Consider the following 16,212-nt stretch of genomic DNA (forward strand, 5'->3'; position numbering starts at 1 on the left):
CGTTCTCCTGTGATGCGCGTCATGTGCCGGCGTACTCTTCGACCGCCGCGTAATGCGCGCGTCCATAGCCGCGCGCGCGTTGCGGGGTGCCGTTGAGAATCGCGCCCTGCACCGCGATGCCCGCCGTGCGCAAACGGCGCGATGCCTCGCTGATTTCCGCTTCGTTATGCGCGCCCGAGCGCAGCACGAGAAAGTTCGTGCCCGCGAGCTTGCCGACGATCAGCGCGTCGGTGACGGCGAGCACGGGCGGCGTATCGATGAAAATCGCGTCGTAGTTGCGGCCGAGCGCGTCGAGATAGTGCTGAAGCCGCGGCGACATCAGAAGCTCCGACGGATTCTCCGGACGCTTGCCCGCCGCGATGAAATCGAGCGATGGAATGCGCGTCGCGCGGATCGCTTCTTCGAGTCCGATCGAGCCCGCGAGCAATTCCGCGAGACCGGGCGCACGCTCGCCGTCGAACGAGCGTTCGAGCTTGCCGCGCCGCATGTCACCGTCGATGAGCAAGATCTTCTTGCCCGTCGCCGCGAGCAGCACCGCGAGGTTCATCGTGAGAAAGCTCTTGCCCACGCCCGAAGCGGGGCCCGTCACCATGACGATGCGGTTGCGCGCTTCCATCAGCGAGAACTGGATCGACGTGCGCAGGCTGCGCATGATTTCCACGCAGATATCGTTGGGGCGCATCGTCGCGAGAATCGGCGTTTCGTGGTCGCGTTCGCGGCGGCGTTTCGCGTCGGTGTCGAACTTCGTCTGCTCGACGCTTTGCGGAACGAGACCGAAGATCGGCAAGGCGGACACGCGCTCCAGCCGCTCGGGATCGTCGATGCCCTTGAAGATCGCGCGGCGCGCGAACACGAAGCCGGTGCCGAGAATCAGGCCGAGAATCACCGCCGCGGACATGATGAGCACTTTCTTCGGCTTGACCGGGTCGCCCGGACGCAGCGCCGCGTCGACGATATGCACGTTGCCGCCCGTGCCCGCGCGCTGCACCGAGAGCTCCTGCACGCGATTGAGCAACAGCACATAGATGTCTTCGGCCACTTTGGCATCGCGCTGCAACGCGACGGCCTTCACTTCCGATTGCGGCAGGTCACGGAAACGCGATGCATAGCGCTCGCGCTGCGCTTCGAGCTGCGCGAGCTGCTCGCGCGCCGTGGTCAGCGACGGATGCAGATTGCCGTAGCGCTGTTCCAGCGTCGCGATCTGAAGACGCATCGCCGAGATCTGCGCCTCGTAGTTGATGCTGCCTTCGAGATAGACCTTCGCTTCATCGCTTGCATTGATCACGCCCGCCTGCCGCTGATACTCCGTCAGCGCCGCTTCCGCATGCTGCAGATCGGACTTCAGGCGCGGCTCTTCCGTTCTCAGGAATTCGAGCATCTTGCTCGCGTCGGCCTGCTTGCTCTCGACATGCTGACGCAGATAAGACTGCGCGAGCGCGTTCGCGATTTCGGCCGCTTTCTCGGGATTCTGATTTTCGAGCGAGATCTGGATGACGCCCGTCTGCTTGCCTTGCTCCGTCACGGTGATGCCCGACTGAAAGCTCGCGATGGCCGTGAGATCGTTCGCCCGCATCGCCTTGAAGCGCGTGCCGGCGCGCGCGACGAGCTTCGTCACGAGCAAGGACACGCCGTTGCCGTGCGCGCTCTCGCCCGCCCTGCCTTGCAGCAGCACACGCCCCTGGGAATCCGCGAGCGAATAGCGCGCGTCGCCGAGCGCGGTCAGGATGAGTTCCTTGCCTTCCCATTGCGGCTCGACATCGATCGAATCGATCTCGGCGATCTCGCCGCCCCACGCATACGACGACAGCCCGAACCACGGCTTCGCGGGCTGGCCCGGCGTCGCGAAGCGCGCGGCGAGGCTGCCGAGCACCGGCAGCGTCAGCGGTGCAATGGAGAAGTTGAGCCGGCATTGCGCGACCACGGGCGCGACCACGCCGCGGCTCTTGATGATCTCGATCTCCGCATCGGTCGGCAGCGCGCTCGATCCGGAGTTGATCGCCTGGCCCGTTTGCGTCTGGGTGAGCGCCTGAGACGTGTTGTCGTTGGTTTCGACGCGAACGTGCGCATCGGCGGAATACACCGGCTTCGCGATGTAGCAGTACACGGCCGCGGCCAGCACCACGAACGCGAAGACGCCGATGAGCCACCAGATATCGTCGATCACGGCCTGAATCAGGTTGCCGAGAACGACGTCCTCTTCATCCGGCTTCGGCAAATAGGGATGATCCTGCATGTTCACGATTCGATTCCCCTTAGCGCGTCAATTGCTTCATGTAGAAGAGCGTCTGCAAGGTCGGCAGCACCTGATTGATCAGGCGGTTGAACTGCACCGCGCCCGCCGTGCCCACGTAGACCACATCGAGCGGACGAAGCTGAAATTGCGTCGACAGCAACAGCGAATCCGGCTGCGACATGTCGAGGCGATAGATATCGGGGCGCTGCGGATTGCTGCGCACGCCGCGCACGACGTAGATCTGGCGCACGTTCGCGTCGGTGTCGAGCACGCCGCCGGCCTGCGTGAGCGCATCGGCGATCGACGCGCGGCCGCGCACCATGTTCACCGGCATCGGCGTCTTCACTTCGCCCATCACGAAGATGCGGCTGTCGTACCGGTCCGGGACGTTGAGGATGTCGCCCGCCTGCAGCATCACGTTCTGGCCGATCTCGCCGCGATCGAGGATGCCGTTCGCATCGAGCAAGTAGAGCTTGCCGTTGCGCGTGAGGCGCACGCGCTGCAGATCGGCTTCGGCGGTCGTGCCGCCCGAGCGCGTGATCGCATCGACGAGCGTGAGCGGCACGTCGCTCACCGCGAGCGGTCCGGGCTGCTTCACTTCGCCTGTCACCGCGATCTTCTGGCTGCGGTACGCGAGCACGCGCACGTCGAGCTGCGGATTCTTGATGTACGGCGCGAGCGCCGCCGCCATTTCATCGCGGATCTCGCTCGTCGTCTTGCCCGCGACGCGCATCCTGCCGATGAACGGAAAGAAGATCGTGCCGTTCGCGGACACGGTCTGCCCGTATGGATCGGCCTGGCCGGGCAGCGCCTGCGTATACGGCTGAGCAAGCGCGCCCGCGACGGTCTGCGTCGTGTTGCCGCCCGCCGAGAGCGTGCTGCCTTGCGGCGTCGTCAGCTCCGGGTGATCCCACAGCGTGACGCCGAGAATATCCTGCGGCGCGACGCGATAGACGTACTGCGCCTCGTCGGCGAAACGCGCGGGCGGCAACGGCTGCGCGGCCTCGGGCGTCGCCAGTTCCTGCGCGATGACATCGGCGGTGATGAGATGAACGGGGTATGTCGTCGCCGGCGTCGGGTCCTTGTCTTCGAGTCGCGAGGTGTCGAGAAAATTGCCGGGCGCAGTGCTGCACGCGGACAAGAGCGCCGACATAAAGAACGTCAGCAAAAGAACACGGGAAATCAGCATATTTTTTCGAGCCATCCGAGCACTAACCGTTCGATAAGTCCAAAGCTCTCGCGATACGCGGCCTCATGACCGCCATACGGGTCCGCCACTTCCGAGTCTTCCCATTTGCCCAGCAGATGCACCTTGCCGTGCGTCGTCGGCGCGAGGCGCGCGATGGCGTCGATCTGCTTGCGCTCGGGCACGAGGATCAGATCGGCCTCGCGCGCCATGCGCCGGTCGAGCCGCCGCGATCGATGCCCCGACGATTCGAGCCCTTGCTCCGCGAGCAGACGTTGCATCGTCGGGTCGATGTCGTCGCCCTCCTGCGCATAGAGGCCGGCCGAACGGAACTCGATCGGCCTCGCCCCGCGCCGCGCGAGATGCGCGCGAAACAGCAACTCCGCAGCCGGGCTCCGGCAGATGTTCGCGTGACAGACGATCAGAACGCTTCCGAACATGAGCGCCCTACGCGACGACGCCCGGCGCGACGTTCGCTGCGATCCGCCGCACGCCGCGCCCGATCGCGTGATATTCGATGCCCATTTCGTGCATCGTTTCCGGCTCGTAGAGATTGCGGCCATCGAAGATCACGGGCGTCTTCAGGCGACGCCTGATCGTGTCGAAGTCGGGGCTCTTGAAGAGCTTCCATTCGGTGACGATGACAAGCGCATCGGCGCCGTCGAGCGCCTCCTTGTGACTGGCCGCATACGAGAGCCGCGCGCGCGCTTCCGGCTGGCCTTGAAGATCGATGGCGAAGACGCGGCGCGCTTCGTCGACGGCGACCGGGTCATAGGCGACGACCTTCGCGCCGCGAGACAGCAAGGCGGCGGCGAGCACGCGGCTCGGCGCGTCGCGCATGTCGTCCGTGTTCGGCTTGAACGCGAGTCCCCACATCGCGAAGGTGCGGCCGGTGAGGTCGTCGCCGAAACGCTCGACGATCTTGCGCGTGAGCGTGTCCTTCTGCGCTTCGTTCACGTTCGACACGGCTTTGAGGATGCTCATGTCGTGGCCGAACGCCGAAGCGGTCTGGATCAGCGAGCGCACGTCCTTCGGAAAGCACGAGCCGCCATAACCGCAGCCCGCATAGAGAAAGTCATAGCCGATGCGCGGATCGGAACCGATGCCGCGCCGCACTGCTTCGATATCCGCGCCCACGCGATCGGCGAAATTCGCGAGCTCGTTCATGAACGAGATGCGCGTCGCGAGCATTGCGTTCGCGGCGTACTTCGTGAACTCGGCGGATTGCACGTCCATGTACAGCGTGCGCTCGTGATTGCGGTTGAACGGCGCATAGAGACGCTTCATGCGATCGCGCGCGCGCTCGCCGGGCACATCGTCGTCGCAGCCGATCACGATGCGGTCGGGGCGCGTGAAGTCCTCGATCGCCGCGCCTTCCTTCAGGAACTCGGGATTCGACACGACCGAGAACATGTGACTCACGCCGCGCGCGTCCAGCTCGCGCTGGATCGTTTCCTTGACGCGGCGCGCCGTGCCCACCGGCACCGTCGATTTATCGACGATCGTCCTGAAGCCGTTCATATAGCGGCCGATATCGCGCGCGGCGGCGAGCACGTATTGCAGATCGGCCGAGCCGTCTTCGTCCGACGGGGTGCCGACCGCGATGAACAGCATCTCGCCGTGCTCGACCGCGTCCCGCACGTTCGACGTGAACCCGAGCCGGCCGGCGTCGCGATTGCGGTCGATCACATCCTGCAAGCCCGGCTCGTGAATCGGAATGCCGCCGCTATCGAGTATGGCGATCTTGCGTTCGTCGACATCGAGGCACAGCACGTCGTTGCCGATATCCGCGAGGCATGCGCCCGTCACGAGTCCCACATAGCCGCTGCCGATGATCGTCAGTTTCATGATCCCACTCCCGGTGTTGTTTGCCTGTTCGTTTCAGTAAGCGTTCGCGCCGGCGAAGCCTTTCCACAGCGTCATCGCGACGATCTTCATGTCGAGACCGAAGGTCCAGTGCTGCATGTAGTAGAGATCGAGCTTCACGCGGCCGGACATCTTTTCGATGCGATCCGTCTCGCCGCGAAAGCCGTTGACTTGCGCCCAGCCGGTAATGCCCGGCTTGATGCGATAGCGATGCATGTAACCCTTGACGAGATCCTTGTAGATATCGTCGTGTTCGAGCGCATGCGGGCGCGGGCCGACCACCGACATCTCGCCCTTGAGCACGTTGATGAATTGCGGCAGCTCGTCGAGACTCGTGCGCCGCAGGAATGCGCCGACTTTCGTGACGCGCTTGTCGCCGCGGCGCGCCTGCGTGATGTGCCCCGCGACTTCCTGATGCACCTTCATCGAGCGGAATTTGTAGATCTCGAACTCGCGGCCATCGATGCCTTTTCTTTTTTGCCTGAAGAACACCGGCCCCGGCGATGAAAGCTTCACGCTCGCGGCGATCACCGCGAGCACCGGCGACATGCCGATGAGCACGCACGCGGCGAACACGCAATCGAACACGCGCTTGGGCAGCACCTTGATATCCGTGATCGGCGACGCGGCCAGATTGATGGCCGGCACGCCGAGCAGGTCGACTACCGCATGGCCGAAGAACGACAGGCTGCGCACATCGGGGATGAAGCGCACGTTGACGAAGTCGTCGCGAAACGCGTTGACGATGCGGTGAATCGTTTGCTCTTGCGAGATGGGCAACGCGAGCCACAGTTCGCGGATCCTGCGCCCGCGCACCTGCTCCGCGAGCCGGTCGAAGTCGCGTTCGATCGGCACGCCGGCGAGCGAATCGCCGTCCATCGCGCCCCGCTTCGCATCGAGATCGAATACGCACACGGGACTGAAGCCCGCATCGGACCGTCCGCGCATCTGTTCGATGAGAAAGTGCGCATAGGGCGCCGAGCCGATGATCGCAACCGTCTTCTGATTGAAGCCCTCGCGCCGCAGCAGCTTGAGCGTCGTATGAATCAGCGCCTTCGACACGATCAGCAATCCCACCGTGCATGCGGCCCAGTACATGAGCCACAGGCGCGACAGCGACTCCGAGCGGTGAATGCTGAAGGTGAGCAGTACGCCCGCGCTTTCGGCGAGCAGCCACGCGACGGTCACGCGCAGCAGCAGATCGTAGACCGGCTTGCCGCGCCACGATTGATAGATGCCGAACGACGGGAACGTCATGATCATCAGCACGCACGAGAAGGCGAGCATCGTCCCTTCGACATCGTCGAGCCATGCGAACGTATCCGCGTAAAGCGATGCGCCGAGCGATGCGCCCAACACCGCCATGGCTATGTCGATCACTCTCGATATCACGCTCAACATCGCATTCACCCCGTGAAGAAGAAAGCAAGACGATTCCTTTCGCTCACTGCATGGTGGTATGGAACTTGAATAAATATGTCGTTGCAACCGCGAAAATATGTCGCCTCGATCGGCCCGATTTATTTCTTATTTTTTTATCGATGGAGGGCTTTGCAGGCGCCATTGGACGAAGCATTTTTTAGCGCTTATTTCTTTTATCGATGCATTTGCGCCGTGCTAAAAATTGGCGAGTCCGCTTATGCGTTTCTTGCGCCAGGAGGCACTTCATGAATGCGTCAGACATCGCGCTTTCGAGCGCATCCGCAATCGCAGCCGAACCCGGCGTGCGGCTCGCCATTCAACCGGTCATTCTCGCGGGCGGCTCGGGCACCCGTCTTTGGCCGATGTCGCGCGAGCACTTTCCGAAGCAACTGATCGGCTTGATCGGCGAACAATCGTTGCTGCAGGCGACCGTCAACCGGCTCGATGGCTTATCCGCTTCGTCGCAGAGCGATCCGCGCATGCGCGACGCGATCGTCGTATGCAATGAAGAGCATCGCTTCACGACCGCCGAGCAGTTGCGGCAGCATGGACGGCGCGGGCGTCTCGTGCTCGAGCCGGTGCCGCGCAACACCGCGCCCGCGCTGACCGCCGCCGCGATGCATGCGTTGCGCGAAGGCGAGGACTGCGTGCTCGTGGTGATGCCCGCGGATCATGTCGTCACGGACAAGGACGCGTTTCATCGCGCGATTCGCGCCGGCGCACGATGCGCGGAAGAAGGCGCGATCGTCACGTTGAGCGTCGTGCCGTCGCATGCGGAAACGGGCTACGGCTACATCAAAACAGGCGCGCCGATGTTCGGACGCGGGACGTTCGAGCTCGAACGCTTCGTCGAGAAGCCGCATCTCGAACTGGCGCAGCAGTATCTCGGCTCGGGCGAATACGGATGGAACGCGGGCATCTTCATCGTGCGCGCATCGACGTGGATCGCGGCCATCGAACACTATCAGCCGGCGATTCATGCGGCATGTCTCGCGGCGTTCGAGCGCGGCATCGACGACGGCGAGTTCTTCCGTCTCGATCACGAAGCGTTCGCGTCGTCGCCGTCCGATTCGATCGATTATGCGGTGATGGAGCACCTCGCGGGCGAGCGCGCCGACGACCGGTTCGCGGGCGCGGTCGTGCCGCTCGATGCGGGCTGGTCCGATGTCGGCTCCTGGGATGCGATCTGGAACATCATGCCGAAGGACGATGCGTCGAACGTCGCGCGCGGGCGGGTGATGTTCGAGGGCGCATCGTCGACGTATGCGCATTCCGAAGGCCGGCTCATCGCGTGCGTGGGCACGGAGAATCTCATCGTCGTCGAAACGGTGGACGCGATTCTCGTCGCCGACAAATCGCGCGCGCAGGACGTGAAGGCGATCGTCGGGCGCATCAAGTCAGAGCGCGGCAGCGAAGCGGCGGATCATCGCAAGGTGCATCGGCCTTGGGGACACTACGATTCGGTCGATCAGGGCGATCGGTTCCAGGTGAAGCGCATCGTCGTGAAGCCGGGCGCGCGCCTGTCCTTGCAGATGCATCATCATCGCGCGGAGCACTGGATCGTCGTGCGCGGCACCGCGCTCGTCACGCGCGGCTCGGAGACGTTCATCCTCGCCGAGAACGAATCGACCTATATTCCGATCGGCGTGCAGCATCGCCTGGAAAATCCGGGCAAGATGCCGCTCGAGATCATCGAGGTGCAGTCGGGCACGTATCTCGGGGAAGACGATATCGTGAGGTTCGAGGATACCTACGGGCGCAGTTGATGATGCCGCGCTGAGCGCATCGCCTCCGCGGAGGCGATGCGCGTATGTCAGGTTCCCAGTTCCACCGCCACGGACGCTTCCGTGCATGCGTCGATGGCCGTCAAAACGACTTCGCCGCGGGTCGCCTGTGCGGCGATCCAGCGCTTCGCCCATTCGAGCGCATACGTGCGCGCTTCTTCCGCCGCCGCGAAGCGCGGCCCGATGAGTCCCGAGCGCTCGACGCGCTGCCCGTCCTTCACGATCTCCGCCCAGCCGCGAAACATGCTGCCCGACACCGGGCGCGCAATCGGATAGATGCTGTAGCCGCGCGCATCGCTGACGGGCGCGCAGGCGGGCTCGAACGGCAGCGGCGCTTCACAGGCGCGCACGGGACGCGGCAGGCGTACGCGCTCGGGCGCCGATGCACTGGCCTGCGCGACGTCGCGTGCTTCGGGCAGACGGCGCGGCGCGCTCGCGGCGCGATTGAACGGCGACGCATCCGGCGATTGCCACGATTCGGGGTTCTGCCAGAACACGCCCCTGAGCCGGTCGCAATCGTAGACCGGCGGCTGCGGGCGCGGCGGCGCTTCCGCCACGGGCTGACGCGGCACATAGGCGAACGAACGCCCGGCGGCCGCGAGCAGCTTGACCATTTCGATGAGCGTGCCGTTCATTTGCCATTCGACGAAGCGACGGCGGCAGGTCGGCACGGTCGGATAGTGACTCGGCAATCTCGACCATGTATCGCCCGTCGTGAGAATCCATAACACCGCATTGACGATGGTGCGCGGATGGGCTCTCGGACGGCCGCGGCGATGCTCGCGCACCTCGCTCTCGCCGATCAACGCTGAGACCATTACCCACTCTTCATTGCTGAGTTCGCTGAAAAACATTGCTTTGCTCCAGGCAGTCGACTTCGCTGCGGATATTGGACGGCGCGCTAACGAACATCAAACGGCAAGCCCGAACCCAAGGCTTTCTCGCACCCGACCCAGGGATCTCGAGGTACTCGCAAACGTTTGCTCAAACAACAAAATGGTGCATCAGGCTGTTTTGGAATCACCCGTGGTGCAGCAATCGACCCAAATCAGCGCACGATGCGCTGGTCTCGCTCTTGTATGAAGATATGTGCACGAAGCATACCATCACTATGGTTTGCCCGAATATGACAGGAACATAGATTTCGAGCGACACTTAGCAGTTTTCCCGCTAAGCGCCGCCGCTAGCGGGACAGCGCGCTCCGCCCCGCCTCGGCATTGCGCGCGAAGCGACGGTTCTTGAGCCGCAGGATCGGCTCTTCGATGAATCGCCACGATAACTTCGCGAGCGTCAAGGTCAGCAGAAACGATGCAATCACGCTCAATCCATGCGCCCACCATGGAATGCCGGACGCGCCGAACATCGCGATAACTTTTCCGCTTTTGGCGAGGTCCGGAATAAAGCCGTGGTAAAGATAAAAGCCATAACTGATTTTGCCGAGCGCGGCGAGCGGCGGCCATTCCAGCACCCGCATCAGCGGCCGGCTATCGCTGCATGCGATCGAGCACACGAGCGCCGCGATGCATACGCCATAGATCGTGTAGAGAATCGTGAAGCGCATCGGGTCCGCGATGTTCTCCCAGCCGGGCTCCCGGCTGCATAGCATCGCGATGCCTGCGGCAAGCGCGAGCGCGACGGGCAGCGGCTTCATGCAGCGCTTGAACGCTCCGCCCCGACGCAGCAGCGCGCCGCCGATTCCGCCCAGCGCCAGCAGCCAGAAGTTCGTGAGCGGATGCGTGTAAATGGCGATCGCGGACTCGTCCACCGCCTTCATCCACGCGAGCGCGACGATGCCGGTCACGAACAACGCGCCGCAAATACGCATATGCCATTTCGCGTTCACGGCGAGCAAAAGCGGCGCGAACACGAGATAGAACTGCTCTTCGATCGACAGACTCCACAGGTGCGAATAGCGTCCGGGCCAGTAATGCAGGACGTCGGCGATCCAGAAGTTCGACAGATACGCGAAATGAAACGGCATGCCGCCCGCGAGTTCCGGCCCGGCGAAACCGGCCGTCATTATCAGCGCGAGCGTAATCAGCAACAGGTAATAGATCGGGAAAATGCGCAGCGTGCGCCGGTAGAGAAAGCGCTTGAGTTCGGCGGAGAACGTACTTGCATCGGCGTCTATAGCACGCCGTTGTGTCGTCAGTATGTTCGTGATGAGAAAGCCGCTCAGCGCAAAGAATATCCATACGCCGAGATGTCCCAGGCCGCCGCTTTGCGCGAATGCCTTGTGATGGATAAAGACCAGCAGGACGGCGAGCGCGCGCAGGCCGTCGAATCCGCGAATTCTTTCGTTCATGATGCGCGTCGTCGATGCGGTGAGCGCCTTAGCGTAAAGCACAAGAAATTGAAAAAAACGCCGGGCGGATTTCTTTGATCCTTTCGGGCGTGGCTTTAGCGTGTCCGCTTGTGCGCCCGAAATATTTTCTAACAGGCCTGCTCTTTTTTTGCCGAATTTTTTAGCCGATGCTGAATGCCCGCTCTCCATCGAGACGACGTTCATGAAGCATCATGTGCAGGAATTGACCGGCTTGCGGTGCGTCGCCGTGACGATGGTCGTCATCGGGCACGCGCAACACATGATCGACGGCGGCTACACCGGATGGCTCGCGCCCTTGCGATGGATATCGGACGGGCGACTCGGCGTGCTCATTTTCTTCGTGCTGAGCGGCTATCTGATCACGAGCATTCTGAACGCCGAATGGAAAACGAGCGGCGCCATTCGCCTGCTGCCGTTCTATATCAAGCGCGCGCTGAGAATCTGGCCCGCGTTCCATACCTATCTCGCGATCGTCGCGATGTTATCGCTGGCCGGTCTCGTCGATATCGATTTTCGGCAGATCGCAATTGCCGCGCTGCATCTCTGGAACTACTCGGCGGTCGCCGGCATGGCCGCGCTCAACACGACGCATGCGGACGGCGCGTGGTATCTCGGTCATTTCTGGACGCTCGCGCTCGAAGAGCAGTTCTACTGGTTCTGGCCGCCCTTGCTGTTTCATATCGTCAGAACGGGCAGTCAACGCGCGCTCGTCGCGTTGATCGTGCTCGTGCCGCTCGTGAGAATCGCGACGTATTTCGCCGCGCCCAGCCTGCGCGGGCAATTGAGCATGATGCTGCACACCGGTATCGATCCGATTCTCGTCGGCTGCTACGTCGCGTTGAACAAGGATGCGCTCGCGGCCCGCATCGCCGCGCTGCCGTGGGGCGCGTTCATACCGTCGACGATCGTCCTGCTGCTGCTCTTCGCGATGCCGCCGTTGCAAGCCAGACTCGGCGGACTCTGGCTCGCCACCTACGGCACGACGATCGAAGCGGCGATGGTCGGCTTCGTCATCGTGCTGCTGGTGTCGCGAAAGGACTTCTGGTTCTCGCGACTCTTGCGCACCGCGCCGTTCGTATACGTCGGCACGATATCGTTCAGCCTCTATCTCTGGCAGCAGTTGTTCAGCAACGTGCATTCGCCGGTGGCGTTTCGCTTTCCGCTTTGCGTGATGGGCGCGCTGCTGGCCGCGACGGCAAGCTATTGCCTGATCGAAACGCCGTTCCTGCGCATCAAGGATCGCTTCGGCATGCGCCGCCGCCCGGCCATCAACGCGTCGACGGACGCAACGCCGACGCCCTATTCCCGCGGCCCGTAATCCAGCTTCGGATACCAGTCCGTGCCGCGTCCTTCCGGCGTCATGTCGAGCACGGTCCATAGCGGCATGAGATCCGGCGCGCCGCGCGGGTCTTCGCCCGGATCGGCGGTGGCGAAATCCATCTCGCCGCTCCAGAAATGGCGAATCACGCCATCGCGCCGTGTGAACACGTTCAGCGCGGGTTCGTCGCCGCCCTCCTTCGATATCGCGTGATAGTCGCGGCTGAAATCGCCGTTGGTATCGGAGAAGAGTCTGAGGTCGCGCCAGCCGCGCTCTTTCCTGAACGCGACGAGTTTCGCGAGCGGCGAACGCGCGATCACCGCGAGCGCCACACGCTGGTCGATGTCGCGCGCCTCGCCTTCCCATGCGGACAACAGCGACGTGCACATCGGACACGGCCGCTCGCGCTGCGGCCCGAACATGTAGCTATAGGTGACGAGCGTGTCCTTGTCGCCGAAAAGCCCCGCGAAATCGACCGCGCCGCGTTCGCCTTCGAATCGATAGTCGCCTTTCGCTTCTCCGCCCGGCGGCAACGCCCGACGCATTTGCGCGACGCGCTCGATATGCCGGCGCAATTCGATTTCTTCGGCCAGCAACGCGGTGCGGGCCCGACGGTACTCGGCGCTCTCGTTGGGAAACCTCATCGTCGCGCGCCGCGCGAGTTCATCGGCGGGAACGTAGCTCGTGGTCGTGCTCATATCCGATCTCCTTTGGCTGTGGGCATTTCAATCGCGATCCGGCGCGCCGAGCGGAAAGAGCCGCCGATGCGGCCGCGCCTCGTCGACCGCGCGTGCGAACGACGGCCGCGCGAGCAGACGCTTGCGATACGCGATCACGTTCGGATACGCGTCGCCGATGCGATGACACCAGTCGGCGTAAAACAGGAACGGGGCGGCGCCGCAATCGGCGAGGCTGAAGGCGTCGCCCGCCGCCCATCTGCGCGTCGCCATCTTGCGATCGAGAAACGCGTAGGACGTGTCGAGCATCGCGCGGGCATCGGCGACGCCGCGCGCATCGCGCTCCGTCGGATCTCGCATTGCGTCGAAGACGATCTTCTGCTGCGGCGTGGACACGTAGTTGTCGAAGAAACGATCCATCCAGCGCGTTTCAAGCGCGGCACGCGGATCGTCGGGAATCAGGCGCACCGGGCCGGGATGATAGAGCCCCAGATGTTCGATGATCACCGTCGATTCGATCACCGGCCGGCCGTCGTCGACGAGTACGGGAAAGCGCCTCATCGGCCAGATTTCGGTGAGTTCAGCCATCGATTGCGGCGTTTCGGGCGTGAGCGCGCGCCATTCGAAGGGCGTGCCGTTCTCATACAGCGCGATCAGAACCTTCTGACAATAAGAGGAAAACGGGTGTGCGTAGAGTTGCAAGCTCATCTGACAGCCTCCGGGTCGTCCAGCGAATTCGGAACGCGGCGCGATCGTCGTGCGATGTTTGCAGCGCCGCTTATTTGCACGACGATCGAAGAGCCTGCCGATCGACAATCAATCGATAAATTTTGTATTGCGGCGCAGCGTGAAGGCTGCCGATTTGCTACCTTGCGCGCTCGAGGGTGTGCCGCGGGTACGGCCGCCATACACATTGTCCGCCGAGGCCGGCCGAATAGAATGAAGCGCGAAGACCAAATCAGGATGATCGTCGCAGACGATCGCCCCGTCGTTCTGTATGGAGTGCAAGGCTGGTTCGAAGCGCACGAGCGGTTTCGGGTGACGGCGTGTGTCAAAAGCGCCGATCAATTGCTCGCGAGGCTGAAGGCCGCACGCTACGACGTGATCGTACTGGGCGGCAGCATGCAAGGTTCGCGTACCGATGACTTCGCGCTTCTGCGCGAATTGCGCGGGGCGCTTCCGGATACGCCTGTCGTCGTCTTCACCAATGCAACCGATGCCCGCACGTTCGCCGACCTGCAACGCGCGGGCGCGGCGGGCCTCGTGAGCACGCGCGAAGAAGCGCGTACGTTCGAGCGCGTGTGCGAGCGGGTGATCTCCGGCGCGACGCAGATCGTCTCCCCGCGCATCGCGGCTTATTGCGACGCCGCCGCGGCCTCGTTCGACGCCGCCCCGGTGTATTACGGCGTGCACATGAGCGTCAGGCGGTTCACCGCACGGGTTTGACCACGGTGGAATCGACGACCGATCCTTTGGCGAACTCGATATGATTCTTCGTCTTCGGAAATGCGACGTCGCGCCCATCCTCGAATCCCTTCTCGTAGGCGCGCTGATCGAGCGATTTGAAAAGTGGCTCGAGTTCATCGACGTGAGTGCGGATCAGTTCCATGAGCGGCGTTACGACTGCGGCGCTCTCCTCCATGCTCTTTGCACCGCTGACGACCTGCACCATGGCGCGCAGTATTCTTGCGCGCTGCGTGCAGTAGTCGCTCAACGGCATCGAATAGGTGACGACTGCATGACCTTTCTCATTGAATGAAACGTTCATCTTGGATTCCATTGCCTGCCTCCGTCCGAAAGTGTGGGAATCCAACTCTAGGAGCGCCGGCCCGGTGCGGGCCACTAGATAATTCCGATTCAGGTTTCGTTACGCACTTTCATGCTGGCGACATCTGCCTGTGAAATGCTTATCGGTTTATTTCCGGAAATGGCATTTCCCTTGAACCGATGAGCGTCGATTTCGCCTTGCGTCTGTTCGCCGCCTTCGCCTGCGGCGTCGCCATTGGTCTCGAGCGGCAGTTGCGCCAGCGCACGGCGGGTCTGCGCACGATCACGCTCGTCGCGAGCGGCGCGTGCCTCTTCGTCACGCTCGGCATGCTGACGGGCAACGGCGCCGCGGGCGTCACGCAGATCGCCGCGTATGTCGTGTCGGGCGTGGGCTTTCTCGGCGGCGGCGTGATCATGCGCGACAAGGGTTCGATCCAGGGCATCAACACGGCGGCGACGCTATGGTGCTCGGCGGCCGTCGGCGTGCTGTGCGGCACCGGCCATTACGGCCCGGCGATCGCGGGCACGGGTGTCGTGCTCGCGACCAACACGCTCCTGCGCGAGGTAAGCCGACTGATCAACGCGACGCCGGTATCGAGCGCGGACATCGTGCGCGAGTACGTGCTGACCGTGATCGGCAGGCAGGAGGACGAGATTCACATCCGCACGCTGCTTTCAAACGCGATGGACGCGCAGCCGCTGTCGTTCCAGAGCCTAACGAGCGAGGACGTCGACGGCGAACCGCCACGCATCAAGGTGACGGCGACCGTGCGCATGCATCCGAAAGACCAGGCGAAGCTCGAACGCATGGCGAGCCGCATGAGCATGGAGCGCGGCGTGTCGAGCATCAGCTGGGCGGGCAAGGATGTGGAAACGGCGCCGGAGTAAGACTCATGGCGCGGCGCGCTGGCCCATGCGCTCGCGCAGCGCCCCGCAGTGCCCGATCAGATTGCTTCGCGTGGCCACGAAACCCTTCAACGGCGTATCGATGTCATAGAACCAGATGTTCGCGACGAACCCGTACAACGCGGCATCGGTGCTAACAGGCGCGTCGCCGAACATGAACGGGCCGTCGCCTAGCAGGTTCGCGATCGCCTGAAGGCTCGCGATGCCGCGCGCGTAGGCGGCGTCCGGTTCGTATCGGCCGATGCCCTGATAGCGATAGCGCTCGAAGTTGTACTTGCGCGCGCCTTCCAGCGCCTCGGCGCCGATATCCGGATGCTGCGCGAGCAGCGCGTCGCGGAATTGCGGCCAGTACCGGTCGTCGCGCCAGCGCGAGTAGGACATCACCCAGTAGAGATCGTCGAGCGTGCGGCGGATCAGCAGATCGAGATCGCGCTGCGGCGCGCTCAGCGCGTCGTCAAGCGTGAGCGCGTGCCGGGCCTTCAGATGCGCGATGATCGCATCGCTGTCGCCGATGGTTTCATCGCCGTCGACGAGATACGGAAGCTGGCCGCGCGGCGCGGCGCTCGTATCGAGCACATGACGATGCTCGAACGGCAGACCCGAGAGCTTCAGAAACGCGAAGACCTTCAGTCCGAACGGATTGTTGTCTTCGAGGCCGAACAACTGAGGATACGAGTAGAGCGTGATCATCGATGTCTCCGGGCGTCGCCCTGCAAGGACGCGCCAA

General features: G+C 63.2%; 15 protein-coding genes. 4 read left to right on the plus strand and 11 right to left on the minus strand.

Annotation, left to right across the window (positions count from 1 at the left end):
• Window positions 1-19: 19 nt before the first annotated feature.
• Genes U4Y90_RS14490 through U4Y90_RS14510 form a run of 5 tightly spaced genes read right to left on the minus strand, consistent with a single transcriptional unit; the run spans window position 20 to window position 6,686 of the window.
• Window positions 20-2,242 (minus strand): polysaccharide biosynthesis tyrosine autokinase, encoded by a 2,223-nt coding sequence (locus U4Y90_RS14490; protein ID WP_415749355.1) that lies wholly within the window; start codon window positions 2,240-2,242, stop codon window positions 20-22.
• Between the two features lie 10 nt (window positions 2,243-2,252).
• Complete coding sequence (locus tag U4Y90_RS14495; protein ID WP_321795366.1) at window positions 2,253-3,437, minus strand: polysaccharide biosynthesis/export family protein; 1,185 nt, start codon at window positions 3,435-3,437, stop codon at window positions 2,253-2,255.
• Window positions 3,416-3,859: a low molecular weight protein-tyrosine-phosphatase gene (locus U4Y90_RS14500; RefSeq protein WP_321795368.1), complete on the minus strand. Its 444-nt coding sequence runs from the start codon at window positions 3,857-3,859 to the stop codon at window positions 3,416-3,418. The genes U4Y90_RS14495 and U4Y90_RS14500 overlap by 22 nt, the downstream gene beginning before the upstream one ends.
• 7 nt (window positions 3,860-3,866) lie before the next feature.
• Window positions 3,867-5,267, minus strand: a complete 1,401-nt coding sequence (locus tag U4Y90_RS14505; protein WP_321795370.1) for a UDP-glucose/GDP-mannose dehydrogenase family protein — start codon at window positions 5,265-5,267, stop codon at window positions 3,867-3,869.
• 33 nt (window positions 5,268-5,300) lie between these two features.
• The gene (locus U4Y90_RS14510; protein WP_321795372.1) at window positions 5,301-6,686 is read right to left on the minus strand and encodes an undecaprenyl-phosphate glucose phosphotransferase; all 1,386 of its coding nucleotides are present in this window, start codon (window positions 6,684-6,686) and stop codon (window positions 5,301-5,303) included.
• Between the two features lie 266 nt (window positions 6,687-6,952).
• Here U4Y90_RS14510 and U4Y90_RS14515 point away from each other — a divergent pair, with 266 nt between their 5' ends.
• Window positions 6,953-8,473 (plus strand): mannose-1-phosphate guanylyltransferase/mannose-6-phosphate isomerase, encoded by a 1,521-nt coding sequence (locus tag U4Y90_RS14515; protein WP_321795374.1) that lies wholly within the window; start codon window positions 6,953-6,955, stop codon window positions 8,471-8,473.
• A 47-nt stretch (window positions 8,474-8,520) separates the two neighbouring features.
• Here U4Y90_RS14515 and U4Y90_RS14520 read toward each other — a convergent pair whose 3' ends face one another.
• Both U4Y90_RS14520 and U4Y90_RS14525 read right to left on the minus strand, forming a co-directional pair.
• Window positions 8,521-9,345 (minus strand): transposase, encoded by an 825-nt coding sequence (locus U4Y90_RS14520; protein WP_321795376.1) that lies wholly within the window; start codon window positions 9,343-9,345, stop codon window positions 8,521-8,523.
• 329 nt (window positions 9,346-9,674) lie between these two features.
• Window positions 9,675-10,796 carry an acyltransferase gene (locus U4Y90_RS14525; protein ID WP_321795378.1) on the minus strand — a complete coding sequence of 374 codons (1,122 nt, stop codon included), beginning with the start codon at window positions 10,794-10,796 and terminating at the stop codon, window positions 9,675-9,677.
• Window positions 10,797-10,998: 202 nt separating this feature from the next.
• Between U4Y90_RS14525 and U4Y90_RS14530 the strand changes: the two genes are divergently transcribed.
• Window positions 10,999-12,135, plus strand: coding sequence for an acyltransferase (locus U4Y90_RS14530; RefSeq protein ID WP_321795380.1), 1,137 nt, complete (start codon window positions 10,999-11,001; stop codon window positions 12,133-12,135).
• On the opposite strand, the gene U4Y90_RS14535 is transcribed toward U4Y90_RS14530, so the two are convergent.
• The gene (locus U4Y90_RS14535) at window positions 12,117-12,833 is read right to left on the minus strand and encodes a DUF899 family protein (RefSeq protein ID WP_321795381.1); all 717 of its coding nucleotides are present in this window, start codon (window positions 12,831-12,833) and stop codon (window positions 12,117-12,119) included. The two genes, U4Y90_RS14530 and U4Y90_RS14535, sit on opposite strands and share 19 nt — an antisense overlap.
• Before the next feature lie 27 nt (window positions 12,834-12,860).
• Window positions 12,861-13,520: a glutathione S-transferase family protein gene (locus U4Y90_RS14540; RefSeq protein ID WP_321795382.1), complete on the minus strand. Its 660-nt coding sequence runs from the start codon at window positions 13,518-13,520 to the stop codon at window positions 12,861-12,863.
• Window positions 13,521-13,574: 54 nt separating this feature from the next.
• On the opposite strand from U4Y90_RS14540, the gene U4Y90_RS14545 reads away from it, so the two are divergent.
• Window positions 13,575-14,258 (plus strand): response regulator, encoded by a 684-nt coding sequence (locus U4Y90_RS14545; protein WP_321795384.1) that lies wholly within the window; start codon window positions 13,575-13,577, stop codon window positions 14,256-14,258.
• On the opposite strand, the gene U4Y90_RS14550 is transcribed toward U4Y90_RS14545, so the two are convergent.
• Entirely contained in the window at window positions 14,242-14,592 is a 351-nt protein-coding gene (locus U4Y90_RS14550; RefSeq protein ID WP_321795386.1) for a hypothetical protein, read from the minus strand. The two genes, U4Y90_RS14545 and U4Y90_RS14550, sit on opposite strands and share 17 nt — an antisense overlap.
• 167 nt (window positions 14,593-14,759) lie before the next feature.
• Here U4Y90_RS14550 and U4Y90_RS14555 point away from each other — a divergent pair, with 167 nt between their 5' ends.
• Complete coding sequence (locus U4Y90_RS14555; protein ID WP_321795388.1) at window positions 14,760-15,467, plus strand: MgtC/SapB family protein; 708 nt, start codon at window positions 14,760-14,762, stop codon at window positions 15,465-15,467.
• A 3-nt stretch (window positions 15,468-15,470) separates the two neighbouring features.
• Here the strand turns inward: U4Y90_RS14555 and U4Y90_RS14560 are convergent, their stop codons facing one another.
• Window positions 15,471-16,175 carry a glutathione S-transferase family protein gene (locus U4Y90_RS14560; RefSeq protein ID WP_321795390.1) on the minus strand — a complete coding sequence of 235 codons (705 nt, stop codon included), beginning with the start codon at window positions 16,173-16,175 and terminating at the stop codon, window positions 15,471-15,473.
• Window positions 16,176-16,212: the final 37 nt, after the last annotated feature.

The organism is Caballeronia sp. J97, assembly GCF_905220305.1.
In the GTDB taxonomy this organism is placed as follows: domain Bacteria; phylum Pseudomonadota; class Gammaproteobacteria; order Burkholderiales; family Burkholderiaceae; genus Caballeronia.